Source organism: Pseudomonas sp. SJZ077, from assembly GCF_007993905.1.
Taxonomy (GTDB): Bacteria; Pseudomonadota; Gammaproteobacteria; order Pseudomonadales; family Pseudomonadaceae; genus Aquipseudomonas; species Aquipseudomonas mandelii.
In genome coordinates this window covers 58547-79955 of the sequence record NZ_VIUJ01000019.1, presented here as the reverse complement: position 1 = coordinate 79955, position 21409 = coordinate 58547, and the positions used below count along the sequence as shown (strand labels likewise).

At 60.0% G+C, this 21409-nt stretch carries 22 protein-coding genes and 2 pseudogenes; 4 read left to right on the top strand and 20 right to left on the bottom strand.

Going from position 1 to position 21409, the window contains the following annotated elements; translation table 11 throughout:
* Nucleotides 1-28: 28 nt before the first annotated feature.
* A pseudogene (locus tag FBY01_RS24590) lies at nt 29-196 on the top strand (peptide ABC transporter ATP-binding protein); the annotation flags it as partial.
* A gap of 126 nt (nt 197-322) precedes the next feature.
* Here FBY01_RS24590 and FBY01_RS32335 read toward each other — a convergent pair.
* From FBY01_RS32335 to ubiE, 11 genes and pseudogenes are all read right to left on the bottom strand, one after another.
* Nucleotides 323-1036 (bottom strand): methyl-accepting chemotaxis protein, encoded by a 714-nt coding sequence (locus FBY01_RS32335; RefSeq protein ID WP_370654427.1) that lies wholly within the window; start codon nt 1034-1036, stop codon nt 323-325.
* A 144-nt stretch (nt 1037-1180) separates the two neighbouring features.
* Nucleotides 1181-2239: pseudogene (locus FBY01_RS32330) on the bottom strand (methyl-accepting chemotaxis protein); the annotation flags it as partial.
* Between the two features lie 238 nt (nt 2240-2477).
* On the bottom strand, nt 2478-3185 hold the full coding sequence (locus FBY01_RS24580; RefSeq protein ID WP_083375232.1) for a 16S rRNA (uracil(1498)-N(3))-methyltransferase: 708 nt from the start codon (nt 3183-3185) through the stop codon (nt 2478-2480).
* A complete protein-coding gene (tatC, locus tag FBY01_RS24575; RefSeq protein ID WP_010464487.1) occupies nt 3182-3988 on the bottom strand; it encodes a twin-arginine translocase subunit TatC in 807 nt (268 codons plus the stop codon). The genes FBY01_RS24580 and tatC overlap by 4 nt, the downstream gene beginning before the upstream one ends.
* Nucleotides 3985-4434, bottom strand: coding sequence for a Sec-independent protein translocase protein TatB (tatB, locus tag FBY01_RS24570; RefSeq protein ID WP_145309891.1), 450 nt, complete (start codon nt 4432-4434; stop codon nt 3985-3987). The genes tatC and tatB overlap by 4 nt, the downstream gene beginning before the upstream one ends.
* Nucleotides 4435-4444: 10 nt before the next feature.
* Entirely contained in the window at nt 4445-4723 is a 279-nt protein-coding gene (locus FBY01_RS24565) for a twin-arginine translocase TatA/TatE family subunit (RefSeq protein WP_010464483.1), read from the bottom strand.
* Between the two features lie 25 nt (nt 4724-4748).
* Nucleotides 4749-5081 carry a phosphoribosyl-ATP diphosphatase gene (locus FBY01_RS24560; protein WP_008047820.1) on the bottom strand — a complete coding sequence of 111 codons (333 nt, stop codon included), beginning with the start codon at nt 5079-5081 and terminating at the stop codon, nt 4749-4751.
* Nucleotides 5074-5475 carry a phosphoribosyl-AMP cyclohydrolase gene (gene hisI / locus FBY01_RS24555; protein ID WP_010464478.1) on the bottom strand — a complete coding sequence of 134 codons (402 nt, stop codon included), beginning with the start codon at nt 5473-5475 and terminating at the stop codon, nt 5074-5076. Before hisI ends, FBY01_RS24560 begins: the two co-directional genes overlap by 8 nt.
* Before the next feature lie 81 nt (nt 5476-5556).
* Nucleotides 5557-7161 (bottom strand): ubiquinone biosynthesis regulatory protein kinase UbiB, encoded by a 1605-nt coding sequence (ubiB, locus tag FBY01_RS24550; RefSeq protein ID WP_010464476.1) that lies wholly within the window; start codon nt 7159-7161, stop codon nt 5557-5559.
* Nucleotides 7158-7781 carry an SCP2 domain-containing protein gene (locus FBY01_RS24545; protein WP_010464473.1) on the bottom strand — a complete coding sequence of 208 codons (624 nt, stop codon included), beginning with the start codon at nt 7779-7781 and terminating at the stop codon, nt 7158-7160. The genes ubiB and FBY01_RS24545 overlap by 4 nt, the downstream gene beginning before the upstream one ends.
* Complete coding sequence (ubiE, locus tag FBY01_RS24540; protein WP_007948968.1) at nt 7781-8551, bottom strand: bifunctional demethylmenaquinone methyltransferase/2-methoxy-6-polyprenyl-1,4-benzoquinol methylase UbiE; 771 nt, start codon at nt 8549-8551, stop codon at nt 7781-7783. Before ubiE ends, FBY01_RS24545 begins: the two co-directional genes overlap by 1 nt.
* A gap of 155 nt (nt 8552-8706) precedes the next feature.
* On the opposite strand from ubiE, the gene FBY01_RS24535 reads away from it, so the two are divergent.
* From FBY01_RS24535 to FBY01_RS24525, 3 genes are all read left to right on the top strand, one after another.
* A complete protein-coding gene (locus tag FBY01_RS24535) occupies nt 8707-8982 on the top strand; it encodes a polyhydroxyalkanoic acid system family protein (RefSeq protein ID WP_145309893.1) in 276 nt (91 codons plus the stop codon).
* Nucleotides 8983-9223: 241 nt separating this feature from the next.
* Nucleotides 9224-9646, top strand: coding sequence for a phasin family protein (locus FBY01_RS24530; RefSeq protein ID WP_010464467.1), 423 nt, complete (start codon nt 9224-9226; stop codon nt 9644-9646).
* Between the two features lie 10 nt (nt 9647-9656).
* Nucleotides 9657-10511: a phasin family protein gene (locus FBY01_RS24525; RefSeq protein WP_145309895.1), complete on the top strand. Its 855-nt coding sequence runs from the start codon at nt 9657-9659 to the stop codon at nt 10509-10511.
* Nucleotides 10512-10711: 200 nt separating this feature from the next.
* Here FBY01_RS24525 and FBY01_RS24515 read toward each other — a convergent pair whose 3' ends face one another.
* The 9 genes from FBY01_RS24515 to argS form a co-directional block, all read right to left on the bottom strand.
* Complete coding sequence (locus FBY01_RS24515; protein WP_010464462.1) at nt 10712-11332, bottom strand: TetR/AcrR family transcriptional regulator; 621 nt, start codon at nt 11330-11332, stop codon at nt 10712-10714.
* A 59-nt stretch (nt 11333-11391) separates the two neighbouring features.
* Nucleotides 11392-13074, bottom strand: a complete 1683-nt coding sequence (gene phaC, locus FBY01_RS24510) for a class II poly(R)-hydroxyalkanoic acid synthase (RefSeq protein WP_010464460.1) — start codon at nt 13072-13074, stop codon at nt 11392-11394.
* A gap of 115 nt (nt 13075-13189) precedes the next feature.
* Entirely contained in the window at nt 13190-14044 is an 855-nt protein-coding gene (gene phaZ / locus FBY01_RS24505) for a poly(3-hydroxyalkanoate) depolymerase (RefSeq protein ID WP_017336109.1), read from the bottom strand.
* Nucleotides 14045-14195: 151 nt separating this feature from the next.
* Nucleotides 14196-15875, bottom strand: a complete 1680-nt coding sequence (gene phaC / locus FBY01_RS24500) for a class II poly(R)-hydroxyalkanoic acid synthase (protein ID WP_010464456.1) — start codon at nt 15873-15875, stop codon at nt 14196-14198.
* 256 nt (nt 15876-16131) lie between these two features.
* Nucleotides 16132-16503, bottom strand: a complete 372-nt coding sequence (locus FBY01_RS24495; protein WP_010464454.1) for a gamma-butyrobetaine hydroxylase-like domain-containing protein — start codon at nt 16501-16503, stop codon at nt 16132-16134.
* A 79-nt stretch (nt 16504-16582) separates the two neighbouring features.
* Nucleotides 16583-17920 (bottom strand): ATP-dependent protease ATPase subunit HslU, encoded by a 1338-nt coding sequence (gene hslU / locus FBY01_RS24490; RefSeq protein ID WP_010464452.1) that lies wholly within the window; start codon nt 17918-17920, stop codon nt 16583-16585.
* Nucleotides 17921-17975: 55 nt separating this feature from the next.
* Nucleotides 17976-18506, bottom strand: a complete 531-nt coding sequence (gene hslV, locus FBY01_RS24485) for an ATP-dependent protease subunit HslV (protein WP_007899242.1) — start codon at nt 18504-18506, stop codon at nt 17976-17978.
* Nucleotides 18507-18738: 232 nt separating this feature from the next.
* The gene (locus tag FBY01_RS24480) at nt 18739-19446 is read right to left on the bottom strand and encodes an SPOR domain-containing protein (RefSeq protein WP_010464446.1); all 708 of its coding nucleotides are present in this window, start codon (nt 19444-19446) and stop codon (nt 18739-18741) included.
* A gap of 1 nt (nt 19447) precedes the next feature.
* Complete coding sequence (gene argS, locus FBY01_RS24475; RefSeq protein WP_010464443.1) at nt 19448-21184, bottom strand: arginine--tRNA ligase; 1737 nt, start codon at nt 21182-21184, stop codon at nt 19448-19450.
* Between the last annotated feature and the right edge of the window lie 225 nt (nt 21185-21409).

Genomic DNA, 21409 nt, shown 5'->3' with positions numbered 1-21409 from the left:
TTCCTGCTTAAACCCTTGTGCAAACGGAGGCATGACCATGGTCTGCGTCACCCACGAGATGGGCTTTGCACGGGAAGTCGCGGATCGAGTGCTGTTCTTCGATCACGGCAAATTGCTGGAAGATGCCTCGCCGGCCGAGTTCTTCGATGCGCCGAAGGATCCGCGGGCGCAGGCCTTCTTGTGCCAGGTTTTGTAGCTTGAGCGCCTGTCGTGACGCCTTCGCGGGCAAGCCTCGCTCCTACAGTATTGTGTCGTGGCTCAATCGAGCGATACGCAAAGTCCTGTAGGCGCGAGGCTTGCCCGCGAAGGCATCACCTCTGTTTCAAACCTTGAACCTGCCCACCAGCATCTGCAGATGCGTCCCCAGGCGCGCCAGCTCGACGCTGGACGCCGCGGTCTCTTCACTGGCTGCCGAGGTCTGCTCGGACACATCGCGCACGTTCAGCACGCTCCGGTTGATCTCCTCGGCCACTGCGGTTTGCTGCTCGGCAGCGGCGGCAATCTGCTGGTTCATCGACTGAATCGCCGACACCGTGCGGGTGATGCTTTCCAGCGAGCTGCCGGCGCGACGGGTCAGTTCGACGCTGCTGTCGGTCAGGCTGCGGCTGTTGTCCATGATGGTCGCCACTTGCTGGGTGCCGGTTTGCAGGCCGACGATCAGCTCTTCGATTTCCTCGGTGGACTTCTGAGTGCGCTGGGCCAGGCTGCGCACCTCGTCGGCGACCACCGCGAAACCACGTCCGGCCTCACCGGCACGGGCGGCTTCAATCGCGGCGTTGAGGGCCAAAAGGTTGGTTTGTTGGGCCACGGATTTGATTACGTCCAGCACGCTGCCGATCTTGTCGCTCTCGCGTTTCAGATCACCCATGGCCGCTGTGGAATTGCCGACCTCAAGGGCCAGGCGCTCGATCTGAGCGATGGCCTCTCCGACCACTTTGTCACCTTCGCGGGCCTGCTGATCGGCGGCGACGGCGGCTTCGGAGGCTTCTTCGGCGTTTCGCGCGACTTCCTGCACGGTGGCCGTCATTTCGTTCATTGCCGTGGCCACCTGATCGGTCTCGACCTTCTGGCTGTTGACCCCGGCGCTGGTCTGTTCGGTGACGGCGGACAGTTCTTCGGCGGCGCTGGCGATTTGCGTTACGCCATCGCTGATACCACCGATCAGTTCGCGCAGGCCCAGAGTCATGTTCTGCATGGCACGCTGGAGCTGGCCCAATTCGTCGCGACGTTCGGAAACAAGGTTTTGCGTCAGGTCACCAGCGGCCACGCGTTCGGCGACTTTGAGGGTCTGGTTCAGCGGAACCACGATCTGGCGAGTGATCGCCCATGCCGCCAGCAAGCCAAACGCCAGGGCCAGAACGGTGGCCATCAGCAGCAGGTTCTTGGCGTGTGCGGCGTCGGTGTCGCGGACGATGGTTTGTGACACGGTGAGTTTTTTACTGACGTCGAGCAAGGTATCGCCTTGCGCGGCCATGCGCTTGAGGGCGGCGGCGCTGGCCACTTGCGAGTCGCGGAACTGGCTGACGGCGGCGCGATAGGCCTTGAGCGAATCGCTGGCCTGTTGCAGGTTGGCAATGTGCTGTTCCGGCAGTTTGGAGGGCAGGCTTTCGAGGTTCTTCAGGGCGGTGTCGATGGCGTCCAGTGCAGGTTGCTCTGCCTCGGTCTTGCCGCTGTAGGTGTAGCCGCGCACCTGGAAGCGTGCCTGCTGAATCAGTTTGCTCAGGTCGATCACGCTGTTGAAGTCGGCGACGCTGTCGCCTTGCAGCATGGATTTTTCGACTTCAGCGACGCGGGCCACGGCGTTATCGGCGGTCGCGCCCAGTTTGCTGCGGGCGTCTTCGCGGTTGGCACCGGCCTGGGTCATCGCGATGAAGGCTTGCTTGTACTGGCTGACGGCGGCCAGTTGCTGGTCGATCATCGCCGCATCAGCGGGCTGTTCGATCAATTTGCGTGCGGTTTGCAGGCCCGTGTCGAGTTGGCTCAACAGATCGTTGACGGCGCCCGGGCCTTGTTCGCCTCGGCGCATTTCGTAGTCCAGACGGGCCAGGCGCAGGTCTTTGGTCTGGTCGTTGAGGCTGGCAATGAACCCCAGCTTGTCGCCCCGGCTCATCACGCCCGTCAGGCCGGTCCAGGCGGTGAAGGTGATCAGCAGCGTCAGCAGCAGCACCAGACCGAAACCGATCCCCAGTTTGCGATTGACGCTTACGTTTCCCAGACTCTCGGTTAGCCAACGGTACATGCTGCTACTCCCTCGGACTACAAATTGGTTTTATGGGAGCTGTATCGGCCGGCGGCCGGGAGTCTGTAGGTGCAGCGCGGTATTCAGGTCGAGTAAATCCCTGTGGCGAGGGAGCTTGCCCCCGTCCGGCTGCGAAGCAGTCGCAAATCAGGCTGAGATGGTTTTGCAGGAATAAAGCGATGGCCGCGGCGCGCCCAAACGGGAGCAAGCTCCCTCGCCACAGTGACCGTGCTTGATCTTAAAAGAGGCGGGCGAGCAGGGCGGTGACGGCGGTTTCGACGCGCAGGATGCGCTCGCCGAGTTGTACCGGTTGCAGGCCAGACTTGGCCAGCAGGTCGATTTCGTAAGGGATCCAGCCACCTTCGGGGCCGATGGCCAGGGTCACCGGTTCATTCAGGCCGCGAGGGCAGGGCGGGTAATTGCCCGGGTGACCCACCAGGCCGAGGGTGCCTTCGGAAATGGCCGGCAGCCGATCTTCGACGAACGGCTTGAAGCGCTTCTCGATGACGATTTCCGGCAGCACGCTGTCCCGGGCCTGTTCCAGGCCGAGTATCAATTGCTCGCGAATTGCTTCAGGTTCCAGAAACGGCGTCTGCCAGAAGCTCTTCTCGACGCGATAGCTGTTCACCAGGATGATTCGTGGCACACCCATGGCCGCCACGGTCTGAAACACCCTGCGCAGCATTTTCGGCCGTGGCAGGGCCAATATCAGTGTCAGGGGCAGCTTGGTCGGCGGCGGCTGGTCAAGGGTGACGCGCAATTCGGCTTCATCAGCGTCCAGGCGCAGCACTTCGGCCGCACCCATCAGGCCGCCGATACGCCCGACGCGCATGCTGTCACCCACTTCACAGCGGTGGACTTCCTGCATGTGCGTCAACCGGCGATCACGCAGGATCACCCGGTCGGCCGCAATGAAATCGGCCTCTTCGAGGAGCAGCAGGTTCACGGCTGGGTCGCTGGCGGCTGGTCGTTGTGATCGTCTGCCGGCTGGTTGTCCGGCTGATCGTCTGGATGATCGCCGCGCTTGCTGATCAGACCGCCGAACAGGATGCCGATCTCGAACAGCAGCCACATCGGTACAGCCAACAGCGTCTGCGAGAAGATGTCCGGTGGTGTCAGGATCATGCCGACCACGAAGCAGCCGATGATCACGTAGGGGCGGATTTTCTTCAGGTATTTGACGTCGACCACGCCGATCCATACCAGCAGCACCACAGCCACCGGGATCTCGAACGCCACGCCGAAGGCAAAGAATAGCGTCATGACGAAGTCGAGGTAGCTGCTGATGTCAGTCATCATTTCCACGCCGGCCGGGGTGGCGGCGGCGAAGAACTTGAAGATCAGCGGGAACACCAGGTAATAGGCGAATGCCATGCCGGCGTAGAACAGCATGATGCTGGACACCAGCAACGGCACGGCGATGCGCTTCTCATGCTTGTACAGGCCCGGCGCGATGAAGCCCCAGATCTGATGCAGGATCACCGGGATTGCCAGGAACAGCGAGACCATCATGGTCAGCTTCAATGGCGTCAGGAACGGCGACGACACGTCAGTGGCGATCATCGTTGCGCCCACGGGCAAATACTGGCGCAGCGGCGTCGAAACGAAGGTATAGATCTGCTGGGTGAAGGCGAACAACCCGGCGAAGATGATGAAGATCGCCGCTACGCAACGCAGCAGGCGGGTACGCAACTCGGTGAGGTGCGAAACCAGCGGCATGTGCTGGTCGTTTTCAGGAAGATCGCTCATGGGGCTCGCGGCGCCAGTGTTGGGTCATGAGGGGCCGGCGCAACAGGCGCAGCCGCAGGCGTGGCAGGTTCAACCGGTGGCGTTGCAACAACGGGTGCAGGTGCTTCTACGGCGACGACAGACGCTGGCTCGGCGGCGGGGGCATGAATCGTTTGCTCCGCGATCGGTTCAACAGGCTGAACGGGCGTGGCCTCCTGCTGGGTCGGCGTGAAAATCTTCCGCGCCTCCTGTTCCAGCGACAGGATGTGCTCGTTGTGCAGTTGCCGACGAATCTCGTCGGCACCGATTTCACGTTCAACTTCCTGTTTGATCGCGTTGAAGCTGCGCTTCAGGCGACCGACCCACAGGCCGGCGGTGCGCGCAGCGCCCGGCAGGCGCTCGGGGCCCAGCACTAGCAGGGCGACGAGGCCGACGAGCAGCAGTTCAGAGAAGCTGATACCAAACATTAGTCAGTGCTCACACGTCTTTGCGGATCGGCTCTTCGACTTTTTGCGCCTGCACGTCGATGGTGTGCGGCTGGTTCACGGACTGCGTGGTCTGTGGCTGAACAGGTGGAACCGGTTGCGCCGGAGTCACGGTAGGATCGGCCGGTTTCTCGTCATCGTTCATGGCTTTCTTGAAACCCTTGATCGACTCGCCCACGTCAGTGCCGAGGTTTTTCAGTTTCTTGGTGCCGAACACCAGCACGACAACAACCAGGATGACGATCCAGTGTTTCCAGTCAAAAATGCCCATGTTGCTGCTCCTCTCTAATAGTTGTTCAGGCGGACGGGCGCGAGGCTTTCTCGGCGTGTCCGGACAGACCGAAACGACGGTCCAGTTCATCGAGTACAGCCTGTGGATGCTGCCCCAGTTGGGCGAGCATGACCATGCTGTGGAACCACAGGTCGGCGGTCTCGTAGATCACATCGCTGCAGTCGCCGCTGATGGCGGCATCCTTGGCGGCAATGATGGTTTCGACCGACTCTTCGCCGACTTTTTCCAGAATCTTGTTCAAGCCCTTGTGGTACAGGCTGGCGACATACGAGCTGTCAGCGGCAGCGCCTTTGCGCTCTTCCAGCACCTCGGCCAGACGGGTCAGGGTGTCACTCATGGCTGTGTCCTGCGGAATAAATGGCGTGCGGGTCCTTGAGCACGGGATCGACGGTTTTCCAGTCGCCGTTCTCGAAGACGCGGTAGAAGCAGCTCTGCCGACCGGTATGGCAAGCAATGTCGCCGATCTGCTCGACCATCAGGATGATCACGTCGGCGTCACAGTCCAGGCGCATCTCATGCAGCGTTTGCACGTGGCCGGACTCCTCGCCCTTGCGCCACAGCTTGCCACGGGAACGTGACCAGTAAATGGCACGGTTCTCGGCAGCGCTCAGTTCCAGTGATTCGCGGTTCATCCAGGCCATCATCAGGACGCGCCCGGTCTTGTGATCCTGGGCAATCGCCGGCACCAGGCCGTCTGCGTCCCACTTGATCTCGTCCAGCCAGTTTTTCATCTTCGACTCCGACAGCGGGTTCCACACTTCATGAGCAGAACCCAAGCGTTCAAACAGTGTGCCAGCGTGCGGGGGCGCTGGCTATCGGCGAACGACCAGATACAAACCGACGGCCACCATGATTCCGGCCGGCCAATGACCCATATCGCTCAATGGCCCGCCGGCCAGCAGAATGGCGCCGCCCGCCAGGTGAGCGCAGCCGAGCAGGCGCAGGAACCAGTCGTCCTTGCGCTTGTGCCACGGTGGCGGCGGATCGTTGGCGTGGGGCTGGGACATGCGTTCGAGCAGGTCACGGGCCATGTTGGCCAGGTGCGGAATCTGTTCGAACTGGCTCTGCACGTTGCCGAGCAAGGCTTTGGGGCTGACGCGCTCACGCATCCAGCGTTCGAGGAACGGCTGGGCGGTGTTCCACAGATCGAGATCCGGGTACAGCTGACGGCCGAGGCCTTCGATGTTCAGCAAGGTTTTTTGCAGCAACACGAGTTGCGGCTGCACTTCCATGTTGAAGCGGCGAGCGGTCTGGAACAGGCGCATCAGCACTTGGCCGAATGAAATATCTTTTAACGGTTTTTCGAAGATCGGCTCGCACACGGTGCGGATCGCTGCCTCGAATTCGTTGAGCTTGGTTTCTGCCGGTACCCAGCCCGAATCGATGTGCAATTGCGCCACACGACGGTAGTCACGCTTGAAGAACGCGAACAGGTTACGCGCCAGGTAATCCTGATCTTCAGGGGTCAGGCTGCCGACGATGCCGCAGTCGATCGCAATGTATTGCGGGCTCCACGGGTTGACGGTGCTGACAAAGATGTTGCCCGGGTGCATGTCGGCGTGGAAGAAACTGTCGCGGAACACTTGGGTGAAGAAGATTTCCACACCCCGTTCGGCGAGCATCTTCATGTCGGTGCGCTGGTCGGCCAGGGTCGCGAGGTCGGTGACCTGAATCCCGTAGATGCGCTCCATTACCAGCACTTTCGGCCGGCACCAGTCCCAATAGACTTGTGGCACATACAGCAGCGGCGAGCCTTCGAAGTTGCGCTTCAACTGGCTGGCATTGGCCGCTTCGCGCAGTAGGTCGAGTTCGTCGTAGATGGTTTTTTCGTAGTCCTGGACCACGTCCACCGGGTGCAGCAAACGTGCATCGGCCGAGAGTTTTTCGGCGGCGCGGGCGAGGATGAACAGCCACGCCAGGTCCTGGGCAATGATCGGTTTCAGGCCCGGGCGTATCACCTTGACCACCACTTCTTCGCCGGTCTTCAGTTGCGCGGCATGCACCTGCGCCACCGAGGCTGAGGCCAGCGGTTCGACGTCGAAACGGCTGAACACTTCACTGATCTTTTTGCCGAGCTGCTCTTCGATCAGGTTGACCGACACTTGCGAGTCGAACGGCGGCACACGGTCCTGCAGCTTCATCAACTCATCGGCGATGTCTTCGGGCAGCAGGTCGCGGCGCGTCGAAAGGATCTGCCCGAACTTGATGAAAATCGGCCCAAGGTCCTGCAACGCCAGGCGCAATCGCGCACCACGGCTCAGGTCCAGCGTCTTGCGCGGGAACCAGCGCCACGGCAAGGCGTAGCGCAGCGCCAGGAGAAACCAGGGCAGCGGCAGGGCGAACAGCAGGTCATCGAGGCGGTAGCGAATTACAACGCGCTGGATGCGCAACAAACGGCGGACGGCAAGCAGCTTCATGCGTTATCGCTTGGGTCGAGGGATCGGGAAAGGCGCTCGAAACGCGCCTCGAGACGTTCCAGATCGAGCTTGATCTGGTCCAGTTCACTGAAACGGGCTTCGGCTTCGCGCTGACCGACGAGGGTGCGCGATTCTTCGGCCAGGTATTCGCCAAGATTCTGATTCAGGCTGGCGAAACCTTGCTGATACCAGCGTGCGCGGCTGCGCAGGTGACCGCCGACCAGTTGCGTGGCGACCGGGCCGAGCCAGCGCGAGAGTTCGTACTCCCAGTCCAGCTCAAGGTCCTGAAGGATCGCCGCCAGCTCCAGCAGCACGCCGCTGTCACCGTCGAGCTCGACTTCAGGGCCATGCAGCACCGAGGTCTTTTCCTTGCTCATCGCCAGTTTCAACAGGCTGGAGGCCGGTGCACGCAACGTGCAGTCAGCGCCGGTTTCCCAGTGGGAAGCGAGCATCAGGCCTTCGTCGCTGGGCAGGATGAACAGTTGCAGCGCCGGGCTGCGGCAGTCGACGGCAATCACCCTGCCGCTCAAATGCGCCAGTCGCGGCAGCGCCGTGCTGTCGAGACGCAGCACCCGGTTCAGACCGAGTTCAACGCTGGCGAGCAGGCCGGCCAGCAACATCAGGGTTTGATGCCGCGGTGCAGGGCGACGATGCCTGCGGTCATGTTGTGGTAGGTCACGCGGTCGAAACCGGCCTCGACCATCATCGACTTCAGGGTTTCCTGATTCGGGTGCATGCGGATCGATTCGGCCAGGTAGCGATAGCTTTCCGAGTCGTTGGTGATCAGCTTGCCCATCAACGGCATGAAGGCGAACGAGTAGGCGTCGTAGGCTTTAGACATCAGCGCATTGGTCGGCTTGGAGAATTCCAGCACCAGCAAACGGCCGCCCGGTTTCAGTACTCGCAGCATCGAGCGCAGGGCGTCTTCTTTATGGGTCACGTTGCGCAGACCGAACGCAATGGTCACGCAGTCAAAATGGTTGTCCGGGAACGGCAGCTTTTCAGCGTCGGCCTGAACGAACTCGACATTGCCGGCCACACCCAGATCCAGCAGGCGGTCACGACCGACCTTGAGCATGGATTCGTTGATGTCGGCCAACACCACCTGGCCGGTCGGGCCAACGAGGTGCGAGAACTTCTTGGTCAGGTCGCCTGTGCCGCCGGCGATGTCCAGCACGCGGTTACCGGTGCGAACACCCGACAGCTCGATCGCAAAACGCTTCCACAGACGGTGCATGCCGCCCGACAGGAGGTCGTTCATCAAGTCGTACTTGGCGGCTACCGAGTGGAAAACCTCAGCGACTTTTTCCGCTTTCTGGCTTTCCGGTACGTTTTTGAAGCCGAAGTGAGTGGTGGGTTCGGCATCGCTGCCTTTGCGCTGATCAGTCATATCGCTGTCACCAAAAGAGAATGCGGGACATTCTAATCCCGGTGGCCTGCTTTGTCTTGGCAAGGCTGAAGGTAAGATAGGCAACCACCGGGACGTTTTGCCGCAGCAGCGGTCAAGATGCTTCAGGAAAGTATCCATAAAGCAGGAGTCATTCGATGGCCCGTATTAGTGTTGAGCGTGCCCACGGCCTGGGCAAGGAAGCAGCCCGCGAGAAGGCTGATCTGTTGGCGCAGAAGTTGTCCGATCAATATGGCCTGGAGCCGCAATGGTCCGGCGACACCCTGAACCTCAAACGTTCCGGTGTGAAAGGCGCGGTATATGTCAGCGAAGATTTGATCCGCGTCGATGTGGAGTTGGGCCTGATGATGTCGGCCATGAGCGGCATGATCAAATCGGAAATCGAAAAAGCCCTTGATAAGGCCTTGGTCTGATTCCGGATTGAAATCCCTTCATCTGTAGGAGTGAGCCGCTCGCGATAGCGGTCTGTCAGTCGATATTGATTTCGACTGACAGACCGCTATCGCGAGCGGCTCACTCCTGCATTTGTTTTGTGTGCAGCCAAAGTTTTATGTCAGTTGTTAGGGTGCCGTTTCTAATTTTTCTCCCTACTTTGTGCCTGAGCCCGACACTTTCGCGGGCAGTTCCTCAAACCTTCTGCGCGTGAGGTGCACCATGGCCAAAGTTATTTTGAAGAAAAAAATCGACGCTTCGACTACTGCTCTGGGCGACGTCAAATCCTATGCCCGCAAGATCTGGCTGGCAGGCCTGGGGGCCTACACCAAGGTCGGCCAAGAGGGCAGCGAGTACTTTCAAGAGTTGATCAAGGCTGGTCAAACTGTTGAAACCAAAGGTAAAAAAGTAGTTGCCGAGAAACTTGAGGCCGCTAACACAGAGATTGAAGAAGCCAAGAGTGAAGTGAGCACTTTCAAAGGCAAGGTCGAAGTTCAACTCGACAAGGTCGAGAAGGCTTTTGACTCGCGTGTCGCAAGTGCCTTGAATCGTATCGGCATTCCGTCTAAACATGACGTTGAGACACTCTCTGCTAAGCTCGATGAGCTGACGGCATTGCTCGAACGCGTCGCGCGTAAATCTTAAGGAGAACGGGATGGCTGGTAAAAAGAACACCGAAAAAGAAGGCAGCTCGTGGATCGGGAAAGTCGAAGACTACTCCCGCAAAATCTGGCTTGCTGGTTTAGGCGTGTACTCGAAGATCGACACTGACGGCAGCAAGCTCTTCGATACATTGGTTAAAGACGGCGAGAAAGCCGAGAAGCTCACCAAGAGCGCTGTCGGCAAGAAAGTCGATGCCGCCAAGGACTCCGCTTCGTCGGCCAAGTCGCGCATCAGCGGCGTGAAAGATCGGGCACTGGGCAAGTGGGATGAGCTGGAAGGGGCTTTTGACAAGCGCCTGAACAGCGCCATTTCGCGCCTGGGTGTACCGAGCCGCAATGAAGTGAAAGCGCTGCACAGCAAGGTCGATACCCTGACCAAGCAAATCGAGAAACTCACCGGCGCCAAGGTTGCACCTGTTGCGGCGAAAACCGCAGCGGCCAAACCTGCTGCTAAACCAGCCGCCAAGAGCGCTGCCAAGCCACTGGCAAAGGCGGCTGCCAAACCGGTCGCCAAAGCCGCGTCGAAAGTCGCATCCGCCGCCAAGTCCGCTACCAAAACTGCCGCCGCCAAACCTGCAGCAGCCAAGACAGCGGTCAAATCGGTTGCTGCCAAAGCCGCCGCCAAACCAGCAGCCAAACCGGCAGCCAAGCCAGCGGCAAAACCTGCCGCAGCGAAGAAGCCAGCAGTGAAGAAACCGGCCACGCCTAAGGCTGCCGCGCCAAAACCAGCAGTGGCTGCCGCCAAACCGGCGACCCCGGTCAGCACGTCGAACTCCGCTGCTGCACCGACCCCTGCTGTAACCCCGACTGTCGCGCCAGCTCCATCGACGCCAACCAGTCAGTCCTGATTTTCAGGGCTCAAGAAAACGCCCGGCCTGCAAAGGTCGGGCGTTTTTGTTTGTGCGCGATTTCATATACACCGCAGAACCCTTGTGGGAGTGAGCCTGCTCGCGATTGCGGTGTGTCATTCAACATTGATATTGACTGACCCGGCGACATCGCGAGCAGGCTCACTCCCACAGTGAAATGTGTTTATCCAGTGAAAGGGTTACTCGTGTTCTTCGAGGTATTGCAGGGCCAGGTGCTCGGTCGCCACTTTGATCGGCGGCAGCAAATGCGGCGCCACCAGCATCATGATCTGATACACCACCAACCTGACTTCACCCTCGCGATCAAGAATCCGCTGATAGTCCAGTGAGAACAGCAGCGTCATGGTGATCTGCTCCACCAACTGCCCCAGCGCTTGAGTGTCACTGACCAACTGCCCTTGCGCCTTCAATCGTGCCAGCAACGAAGCCAGCGTGCGCTTCAGTGCATTGAGCAGATTGCGGATGCCCTTGGCCAGTTTCGGCAGGCGCCCGGCCAGGTTTGACAGGTCCTGGAACAGAAACCGGTAATGGGCCAGCCGCTCGACGATCAAGTGCAGGAACAGCCAGTAATCCTCCGGTGCCAGCTCCACGTCGGCCGGAGGATCAAGCAGTGGCGCAAGCTCGGCCTGGAAACGCTCGAACAAGCCGAGAATCAACGGTTCCTTGCCGTGGAAGTGGTAGTAGAGATTGCCCGGGCTGATGCCCATTTCGTTTGCAACTTCCATGGTGGAAACGTTCGGTTCACCCTTCTGATTGAACAATTGCAGGGCACATTCGAGGATCCGGTCGCGGGTTTTCATCCAGTCTTCTTAATGGTCGGGTCATGCCACGGCAGGCGTGTGCCGTGGTTCGTTGTCAGTCAGCGCACACGCACGTAAGTACCGGGTGCCGCCTCCATCGGTGGATAGTTCTGGTTGCCGAGGGCCATGTGGGTTTCTTTTTGCGCGCCCGAGCGTTCCTGAATCCAGCTCAGCCATTGGGTCCACCAACTGCCGTCGACTTGCTTGGCGTCGTAATACCATGCTCGTGGGTCGCTGCTCAGTTTCGCGCTCTCGACGAAGTTGGCCTTCGGGTTGCTCGGCGGGTTGAGGATGCTCTGCACATGACCGCTGTTGGACAGGACGAAACGTCGCTCGCCACCCAGCAGCAGCGTCGAGCGATACACCGCGTCCCACGGCGTGATGTGGTCGTTGATGCCGGCCACGCTGAAGCTGTCGACCGTGACTTTCTGCAAGTCGATCGGCGTGCCGCACACTTCAAGGCCGCCCGGATGACTCAGTGGGTTGTGCTTGAAGAAGTCCAGCAGGTCGCCATGCAAGGCTGCCGGCAACCGGGTGTTGTCGTTGTTCCAGTAGAGGATGTCGAACGCTGGAGGCTCCTTGCCCAACAGGTAGTTATTGACGAAGTAACTCCAGATCAAATCGTTGGGGCGCATCCAGGCAAAGACCTTGGCCATGTCGCGCCCGTCCAGCACACCTTTCTGATAGGAGCGACGCTTCGCCGCTTCCAGGGTCTGTTCGTCAGCGAAAAGCGTCGCCGGAGAGTCCATCTGACTGTCGAGCAGGCTCACCAGATACGTCGCGCTGGATACCCGCCGCAGTTGTCGCTTGGCCTGCAAGTGGCCTTGCAGCGCGGCGATGGTCAGCCCACCGGCGCAAGCGCCCATCAAGTTCACTTCGCGAGCCCCGGTGATTGCCCGGCAAACGTTCATCGCTTCTTCAACCGCTTCGACGTAGGTCGACAGACCCCATTCGCGATGACGCACATCCGGATTGCGCCAGCTGATCATGAAGGTCTGCAGGCCGTTTTTCAGGGCGAACTGGACGAAGCTGTTATGCGGGCTCAGGTCGAAAATGTAGTACTTGTTGATCTGCGGCGGCACCACCAGCAGCGGTTTGGAGTACTGCTTTTCGCTCATCGGCTTGTACTGGATCAGCTCCAGCAGCTCGTTGCGAAACACCACGGAACCCGTGGTGGTGGCGACCGTTTTACCGACCTCGAACGCTTGCTTGGTGACTTGTCTGGGCAGGCCGTCGTTGTGCAGGAAATCGTCGACCAGATGGCTGATGCCACGCACCAGGCTGTTACCGCCGGAATTGAAGATTTCCTTGATCGCCAGCGGATTGAGCAAGGTGTTGGACGGCGCGACGGCGTCATTGAGCAAGGCGAACGCAAAGTGGGCGCGAGCGCGATCGTCCGGGGTCATGTTGCTTTCGTCGATCCAGCTTTTAACTTCTTTCTGCCAGCTCAGGTAGGCCTGCAAGCTGCGGCGATAAAACGGGTTGAGGCTCCACGCCGGGTCGGCAAAACGACTGTCCTGCGGGTTGGTCGGGTGCAGGGTTTCCCCCAGCATGACGCGACCCAGTTGGCCGCCCAGTTTCAAGGCATGTCGAACGCTGTGCACCGGGTTACGCAAGCCATGGGCGGCAACGCTGCGCAGGGTCGAAAACAGATCCCGGCCACGCAGGCCGGTGATCGCACTCTGCGCGTTGATGAACGCGGCGGGAGTGGGCAAAAAGTCCCTCGCTGGTTTGTCGCGCATGTGTCAACACTCCTTCGTCTTTCAGGCCAAATACAAACACATCGAACCAGAACACCATAGACGCTGTTATGGGTTGTTGCGCGGTGCGGCGTCCTGCCGACCGACAATGGGCCGGTTAACCGCCCAATGGCGCCGGATGCGGATGCATCACGGCGCGCTGACGTTCCTCCTCGAGGAATTTCATGATGATCGGTGCCACCGCTTCGGCGCGGGTAATCAGGAACAGGTGCCCGTCATCGATGATGTGCAACTGCGCATTGGGGATCCGCCAGGCCAGCATGCGCATGTTGATCAGCGGGATCAGTGGATCGTCGTCGCCGGCCAGTACCAGCGTCGGCTGGTTGATCTTGTGCAGCCAGTGAATACTGGTCCAGCCAAGCCCGGCGAACAGCTGCCAGTAGTAACCGAGCTTGCCCGCCGAACGGACCTTCGCCGCATGGCTGGCGGCCAGGGTCGGATCGCGACGGAAAGAGCCGCCGTAGATCATCGGCGCAATGCGGATCACGTGAGACGGCTGGATGTAGCGCCGCGGGCTGGCCATCATCCACAGCACTTTCGGTTTGCCCGGCACCATCACCGCGCCGGCCGCCGTGGCCGCCAGCACGAGTTTTTTGCAGCGCTCGGGATAGTCGTAGGCGAACTGCTGAGCGAGTGCGCCTCCCCAGGACACGCCGATGACATTGACTCGCCCGTAGTCGAGATAGTCGAGCATCCGCGCCGTGAGTTTCGCCAGGCCCGGAAAACGGTACGGCCGATTCGGCGTCGACGAACCGCCGACACCGGGAACGTCGAAGGCGATGACTTCCAGGTCCGGGTCCAGCGCTGCGACGAACGGAAACACCAGCTCCAGGTTGGCGCCGATGCCGTTGAAAATCAGCAAGGGCGTCAAGTGAGGCTTGCCGGGGCGTACCGCCGTGCGGAGGGTCTGGCCATCCAGGTCGACGGTACGGAATATGAACGGTTGCGGCATGCTTCAGGCCCTGTGGGTTAATTCATCCCCGGTCCCCCTGCAAGAGCGAAGCTTGCTCGCGAAGGCGTCAAGTCAGTCGACATCCATGTTGAATGAAAGACCGCTTTCGCGAGCAAGCTTCGCTCCTGCAGAGGGGCGCGGGGTGTGTCAGTTACCGCTCATGCACATAAGTGCCGGGTGCTGCTTCGCCCGCTGGATAGGCCTTGTTCCCCAGGCTTGCCGGGGACTTCTTCAGCTTGCCCGAACGCTCGGCCTGCCAGGCCTGCCAGTGCAGCCACCAGGAGTCAGTGTGCTTGGTGGAGTTCTCTTGCCAGTCTTCGGCTTTGACCGGCATTTCGGTGCTGGTCATGTAGCGCGATTTCGGATTGCCCGGCGGGTTCAGAATGCTCTGGATATGTCCGCTGCTGGACAGCACGAACTCGACCTTGCCGCCAAACAACTGCGCCGACTTGTAGCAGGACTTCCACGGCGTGATGTGGTCGTTGGTGCCGGCCAGGGAAAAGATGTCGGCCGTGACCTGCTTCAGGTCGATCGGCGTGCCGCACACTTCCAGTGCATCAGGACGGATCAGCGGGTTGTTTTTGAACATTTCGATCAGGTCGCCGTGGAATGCGGCGGGTAACCGGGTGGTGTCGTTGTTCCAGAACAGGATGTCGAATACCGGCGGCTCGTTGCCCAGCAGGTAGTTGTTGACCCAGTAGTTCCAGATCAGATCGTTGGGGCGCATCCAGGCGAAGACTTTCGCCATGTCGCGGCCTTCCAGCACACCGGCCTGATAGGAATGGCGCTTGGCGGCTTCGAGGGTCTGCTCGTCGACGAACAAGGCCACGTCGCTGTCCAGGGTCGTATCCAGCACGCTGACCAGCAGGGTGAGGGCGTTGACCTTCTTCTCGCCGATTGCGGCGTAGTGGCCCAGCAGCGCGGTGCAGGTGATGCCACCGGAGCAGGCGCCCAGCATGTTCACGTCTTTGCTTCCGGTGATCGCAGTAACCACGTCGACCGCTTCCTTGAGCGCTTCGATGTAGGTCGACAGACCCCACTCGCGCTGCTCCTTGGTCGGGTTGCGCCAGCTGACGATGAACGTCTGCACGTTGTTGCGCAGGCAGAAGCGCGCCAGGCTCTTGTCCGGGCTCAGGTCGAATACGTAGAACTTGTTGATCTGCGGCGGCACCACCAGCAGCGGACGCTCGTGCACCTGCTCGGTGATCGGGCGGTACTGGATCAATTCCAGCACGTCATTGCGGAACACCACCGCGCCTTCGGTCACGCCCAGGCTCTTGCCGACTTCGAACGCGCCCATGTTGACCTGGCTCGGCATGCCGCCGTTGTGTACCAGATCCTTGGCCAGGTGCGAGAGGCCATCGAGCAGGCTTTTGCCGCCGGTCTCGAAGAACCGTTTGACCGCCGCCGGGTTGGCCGCACTGTTGGTCGGGGCCATGGCTTCGGTCATGAGGTTGATCACGAAATGCCCGCGACTGACGTCTTTGGGCGGCAGGTTGCTGTCGTCAATCCAGTCGTGGAGTTCCTTGCGCCACGCCAGGTAAGTTTGCAGATAACGTTTATAGAGCGGGTTCTGGCTCCAGGCCGGATCGGCGAAGCGACGGTCATCGCTGGTAGGTTGAAGTTCTGATTTGCCGAACAACACGTTCTTCAATTCAAGGCCGAAATGGGCGACATGCTTGGCACTGTGAATCGGTTGTTTGATGGCCTGCCTGAGCACCATTCGAGCAGAAGCCAGTAGATCCTTTCCACGCAGCCCAACGACAGGATTCAGCCCCAAGGTGTTTTCCGAGGCTTGATACTTCAAGTCATCGTTATTCTTGTTACTCATCTACGACGCTCCATTGTCCTGAGACGAGTACCTGGGTCCAGCTGTAGTCACACAGCCAATGCCAGGTACTTATGCTCGGGTGACCGTTAATTCTGCATCGCTGCTTTTTACGGCAGAGAGCACTGCAGGGAACTTGCCAGCTCCATTGGTTACCCGAGTTTAATTTTTTTCGCAAGCGGGCCAATCATTGACCCAGGAGCGGAGCATTCAAACAGATGGAATTAGAAAATGCCCTCTAAAGAGCAAGAGGGCTGACCTAGAGCATCAGCTTGACGATGGATTCGTTCGGATCGCGGGTTTTTCCGGCGGCTTTGAGTTCGGCAAGATAATCGTTCCAGAGATCCTCTTGGCGCACGCCCAGCTGGTACAGATATTCCCAAGTGAACAGGCCGCTGTCGTGTCCGTCGTCGAAGGTCAATTTCAGTGCGTACTGACCGGCCGGTTCTACCTTGGTCAGGCCTACGCCGATCTTGCCAAATTGCAGGATAGGTTTGCCGTGGCCCTGGACCTCGGCGGAAGGAGAGTGCACGCGAAGGAACTCGGCGGGCAGGTGATATTCCTCGCCGGACGCGTATTTCAGCGACAGGGTTTTCGAGGCTTTGTGCAGTTTGATGTCGGTGGGAAGCATAGGAAGAGCCTCGGACGGAAAGCTACAAGCTGCAAGCTTAACTCGATAAGCTTGACGCTTGTAGCTTGCAACTTGAGGCTTACAGAATGTAGCGGGACAGGTCTTCGTTCTGTGCCAATTCGCCGAGGTGACTGTTGACGTAATCGGCGTCGATCAGGATCGCCTTGTCGTCATGGGCGCTGGCCAGGTCGCCGGCGCTGAACGACACTTCTTCGAGCAAGCGTTCGAGCAAGGTGTGCAGGCGACGGGCACCGATGTTCTCGGTCTTCTCGTTGACCTGCCAGGCGATCTCGGCAATACGCTTGATGCCGTCCGGCTGGAACTCGATGACCAGGCCTTCGGTTTTCAGCAGGGCGCAATACTGCTCGGTGAGCGACGCATGCGGCTCGCTGAGGATGCGCTCGAAATCTTCCGGCGTCAGCGCCTTCAGCTCGACACGAATCGGCAGGCGACCTTGCAGCTCCGGCACCAGGTCACTTGGCTTGCTCAGGTGGAACGCACCGGAAGCGATGAACAGGATGTGGTCGGTCTTGACCATGCCCAGCTTGGTGTTGACGGTGCAGCCTTCGATCAGTGGCAGCAAGTCACGCTGTACGCCTTCACGGGATACGTCGACGCCACCGGAGTTGCCGCGCTTGGCGACTTTGTCGATTTCATCGATGAACACGATGCCGTGCTGCTCGACCGCTTCCAGCGCCTTGGCCTTCAACTCTTCATCGTTGACCAGGCGGCTGGCTTCCTCGTCACGCACCAGTTTCAGCGCTTCCTTGACCTTGATCTTGCGGTTTTTCTTTTTGCCCTTGCCCATGTTGGCGAACAGGCTCTGCAACTGGTTGGTCATTTCTTCCATGCCCGGTGGCGCGGAGATGTCGACGCCGGCCATTTCGGCGACTTCGATTTCGATCTCCTTGTCATCCAGCTGACCTTCGCGCAGGCGCTTGCGGAACAGCTGGCGGGTATTGGAGTCGGCGGACGGGGCGTCGTCATTGTTGAAGCCCATGCGTGCCGGTGGCAGCAAGGCGTCGAGGATGCGTTCCTCGGCGGCGTCTTCGGCGCGGTGGCGAACCTTGGTCATTTCCTGTTCGCGCAGCAGCTTGATCGCCGCGTCGGCCAGGTCACGAATGATCGATTCGACATCGCGACCGACGTAGCCGACTTCGGTGAACTTGGTCGCTTCGACTTTGATGAACGGCGCGTTGGCGAGTTTGGCCAGGCGACGGGCGATCTCGGTTTTACCGACACCGGTCGGGCCGATCATCAGGATGTTCTTTGGCGTTACTTCAACGCGCAGCTCTTCGGGCAGCTGCATCCGGCGCCAGCGGTTACGCAGCGCGATGGCGACGGCGCGCTTGGCATCGTCCTGGCCGATGATGTGGCGATTGAGTTCGTGGACGATTTCACGGGGAGTCATGGACATAGTAATTGGCGGTCCTCAAGCAAAAGTGAGCCGTGGCACTAAGGCCGGAACAGGCTTACTCGGCGAGGTCCTGCTCCTCAATGGTGAAGGTGTGGTTGGTGAATACGCAAATGTCGCCGGCGATACCGAGTGCGGTTTCGACGATTTCCCGGGCCGACAGATCGGTTTTCTTCAGCAGCGCGCTGGCGGCGGCCTGGGCGTAACCGCCACCGGAACCCATGGCGATCAGGCCTTCTTCGGGTTCGACCACGTCGCCGTTGCCGGTGATGATCAGGGAGGCGTCTTTGTTCGCGACGGCGAGCATGGCTTCGAGGCGGCTGAGGGAGCGGTCAGTGCGCCATTCTTTGGCGAGTTCGACAGCGGCGCGAACCAGGTGGCCCTGATGTTTCTCAAGCTGGCCTTCAAAACGCTCGAAGAGGGTGAAGGCGTCAGCGGTGGCCCCGGCAAAACCGGCGATGACCTGGCCGTGGTACAGGCGACGAACTTTCTTCGCGTTGCCTTTCATCACGGTATTGCCGAGAGAAACCTGGCCGTCGCCGCCCATGACGACTTTGCCGTGGCGGCGAACTGAAACGATGGTGGTCAAGGGAGAGTCTCCACGCAGCGGGGCGAAAATGCCTTATGCCAACTCATATGGGGGTGGCGATGCGTTTTTCAACTGCGGGGCGGGAGAGGGGACGAGCGGTGTTGCGCGGGGAAGGGTGTGTTGGCTGTTCTGGCGCCTTCGCGGGCACGCCTCGCTCCTACAGGGAATCACGCAATCCTTGTAGGAGCGAGACTTGCCCGCGAAGAACGATAACGCGGTGCCCCTGACGAAATCAGCGGTTCTGGCGTTGTTGTAACAACAGGTTGCTGAAGCCGGCGCCGGACAGTTGTTTCTGCGCCGTGGTCAGCTGTTCGCGATTGCTGAACGGCCCGACCAGCACTCGATACCAGGTTTCGTCTTTGACTGTGCCGGATTCAACCGCCACCGCCTGGCCCAGCAGGATGATCTGCGCCCGAACCTTGTCCGCGTCAGCTTCCTTGCGGAACGAACCGGCCTGAAGGAAGAACTTGGTCACCGGAGCCGCCTTGGACACCGGTGGCGCTGGCGGCGGCGTGATCCCGGCCAGTGCCGCCTGGGCTCGCGCAGTATCAATCTTCGCTGCTTGCTCTGGCGTGACCGGCGTGGTCGGAATTGCCGGCACTTGTGGCGTCGGCAGGGTTTTCTCCGGCACGGCATCCGGCGGCACGATCACTTCCGATTCCGGCAGCAGGGTGTAGAAGTCGTACTTCGGCTTCACCGGTTGCGTCGGGCTCGGCGGGGTCTTGTTGGCCTCGGCGATCTTGGTGGCTTTCTGCTGTTCGATCTTCTCGCGCTTGACGCTCTCGCTGCCCTTGCCCGGTTCCAGTTTCATCAGGAACACAATGAACGCGCCGACCGTCAGGCCGATGGCCATCCAGAGCCAGCCCGGGATCGGTTGCTTTGCAGGAGCTTGGTAACGGCTGGCGCCACGCTTGGGTGCAGGTTTTTTCTTGGCAGCCAACTTACATACGCTCCAGAGTTTCCAGACCCAAGAGTTCCAGGCCTTGCTTGAGAGTGCGGCCGGTCAGCGCGGCGAGGCGCAGACGGCTTTGCATTTGCGCCGGGGTGTCGGCGCTGAGAATCGGGCAGTTCTCGTAGAAGCTGGAGAACAGGCCGGCGACATCGTACAGGTAGGTGCACAGAATGTGTGGCGTGCCTTTTTCGCACACGTTGTTCAGCACTTCGCCAAATTGCGCGAGCTTGGCTGCCAACTCGTGTTCGTGTGCTGCTTCGAGGACGATCTGGCCTTCGACTTCACTGAAGTCCTTGCCGAGTTTGCGGAATACACCGGCCACGCGGGTGTAGGCGTACAGCAGGTACGGAGCAGTGTTGCCTTCGAAGTTGAGCATCAGGTCGAAGTTGAAGCTGTAGTCGCTGGTACGGTGCTTGGACAGGTCAGCGTATTTCACGGCGCCAATGCCCACGACCCTGGCGATGTTGCGCAATTCGTTTTCGGCCAGCTCCGGGTTCTTGTCTTTCACCAGGGTGTAGGCGCGTTCCTGGGCTTCGGTCAGCAGATCGATCAGCTTCACGGTGCCGCCATCACGGGTCTTGAACGGACGGCCATCGGCGCCGTTCATGGTGCCGAAGCCCATGTGTTCCATTTCCATCGGGTGCGTCACGAAGCCGGCCTTGCGGGCGACTGCGAACACTTGCTGGAAGTGCAGCGCCTGGCGCTGATCGACGAAGTACAGCGCGCGGTCAGCCTTGAGTTTGCCGCTGCGATAACGTACGGCTGCCAGGTCAGTGGTGGCGTAGAGGTAACCGCCATCGGCCTTGACGATGATCACCGGCAGCGGGTCGCCGTCGGCGTTCTTGAATTCGTCGAGGAACACGCACTGGGCGCCATTGCTTTCGACCAGCATGCCGGCGGCCTTGAGGTCGTTGACCACGTTGATCAGGTCGTCGTTATAGGCGCTTTCGCCCATCACGTCGGCCATGGTCAGTTTGACGTTCAGCAGTTCGTAGATTTTCTGGCAGTGCGACAGCGAGATGTCCTTGAACTTGGTCCACAGGGCCAGGCAGTCCGGGTCGCCGGCTTGCAGCTTGACCACCAGACCACGGGCGCGATCGGCGAACTCTTCGGATTCGTCGAAGCGTTGCTTGGCGGCGCGGTAGAAGTTTTCCAGGTCGGACAGTTCATCGCTGGTGATCGGGTTTTCTTGCAGATAAGCCATCAGCATGCCGAACTGGGTGCCCCAGTCGCCGACGTGGTTCTGACGGATGACGTCGTCGCCGAGGAACTCCAGAACGCGTGCCACGCCGTCGCCGATGATGGTCGAACGCAAGTGACCGACGTGCATCTCTTTGGCCAGGTTCGGGGCTGAAAGGTCGACCACAGTGCGCTGCACCGGGCCAGCTTTGCGCACGCCGATGTGGTCGTCGGCGAGGGCGGCATCCAGGCGAGTGGCCAGGGCATCTGTGTTCTGGAAGAAATTCAGGAAGCCCGGGCCGGCGATTTCGGTCTTGGTGACGTTTTCATCAGCCGGCAGCGCAGCGATGATTTTCTCAGCCAGGTCACGCGGCTTCATGCCGGCCGGTTTGGCCAGCATCATCGCGATGTTGCTGGCGAAGTCGCCGTTCTTCTTGTCACGGGAGTTTTCCACCTGGATCGCCGGCGACAGGCCTTCAGGCAACACACCTTCGTTGACGAGTTGGGTGATGGCTTGTTGGATCAGCTGGCGAATGGTGTCTTTCATGGTGTTCTCTTTCGACCGCAAGCGCGGCGGCGCTTCGATGCGCTAGTGGAAAAACTGGGCATTATCCGTTGCGAAGACGGGCTTGCCAACTATAGCGGGCAGGTTATGGATATGTGGTGACAAATCGGGCCTCTTCGCGGGCCAGCCTCGCTCCTACAGTTTTTGTGTCGTTCACAGTATTGGCAAACGACTCTCCCCCTGTAGGAGCGAGCCTTGCTCGCGAAG

Coding starts and splice junctions, on each gene's coding strand:
- phaZ (WP_017336109.1), bottom strand. CDS start 14,044: ATGCCGCAACCGTTCATATTCCGTACCGTCGACCTGGATGGCCAGACC.
- FBY01_RS24525 (WP_145309895.1), top strand. CDS start 9,657: ATGGCTGGTAAAAAGAACACCGAAAAAGAAGGCAGCTCGTGGATCGGG.
- FBY01_RS24530 (WP_010464467.1), top strand. CDS start 9,224: ATGGCCAAAGTTATTTTGAAGAAAAAAATCGACGCTTCGACTACTGCT.
- FBY01_RS24560 (WP_008047820.1), bottom strand. CDS start 5,081: ATGAGTGACACCCTGACCCGTCTGGCCGAGGTGCTGGAAGAGCGCAAA.
- tatC (WP_010464487.1), bottom strand. CDS start 3,988: ATGAGCGATCTTCCTGAAAACGACCAGCACATGCCGCTGGTTTCGCAC.
- FBY01_RS24545 (WP_010464473.1), bottom strand. CDS start 7,781: ATGTTGCTGGCCGGCCTGCTCGCCAGCGTTGAACTCGGTCTGAACCGG.
- hisI (WP_010464478.1), bottom strand. CDS start 5,475: ATGAAAAACTGGCTGGACGAGATCAAGTGGGACGCAGACGGCCTGGTG.
- tatB (WP_145309891.1), bottom strand. CDS start 4,434: ATGTTTGGTATCAGCTTCTCTGAACTGCTGCTCGTCGGCCTCGTCGCC.
- argS (WP_010464443.1), bottom strand. CDS start 21,184: ATGAAAGACACCATTCGCCAGCTGATCCAACAAGCCATCACCCAACTC.
- phaC (WP_010464460.1), bottom strand. CDS start 13,074: ATGCGCGACAAACCAGCGAGGGACTTTTTGCCCACTCCCGCCGCGTTC.
- phaC (WP_010464456.1), bottom strand. CDS start 15,875: ATGAGTAACAAGAATAACGATGACTTGAAGTATCAAGCCTCGGAAAAC.
- ubiB (WP_010464476.1), bottom strand. CDS start 7,161: ATGAAGCTGCTTGCCGTCCGCCGTTTGTTGCGCATCCAGCGCGTTGTA.
- FBY01_RS24535 (WP_145309893.1), top strand. CDS start 8,707: ATGGCCCGTATTAGTGTTGAGCGTGCCCACGGCCTGGGCAAGGAAGCA.
- FBY01_RS24515 (WP_010464462.1), bottom strand. CDS start 11,332: ATGAAAACCCGCGACCGGATCCTCGAATGTGCCCTGCAATTGTTCAAT.
- FBY01_RS24495 (WP_010464454.1), bottom strand. CDS start 16,503: ATGCTTCCCACCGACATCAAACTGCACAAAGCCTCGAAAACCCTGTCG.
- FBY01_RS32335 (WP_370654427.1), bottom strand. CDS start 1,036: ATGAACGAAATGACGGCCACCGTGCAGGAAGTCGCGCGAAACGCCGAA.
- ubiE (WP_007948968.1), bottom strand. CDS start 8,551: ATGACTGATCAGCGCAAAGGCAGCGATGCCGAACCCACCACTCACTTC.
- FBY01_RS24565 (WP_010464483.1), bottom strand. CDS start 4,723: ATGGGCATTTTTGACTGGAAACACTGGATCGTCATCCTGGTTGTTGTC.
- hslU (WP_010464452.1), bottom strand. CDS start 17,920: ATGTCCATGACTCCCCGTGAAATCGTCCACGAACTCAATCGCCACATC.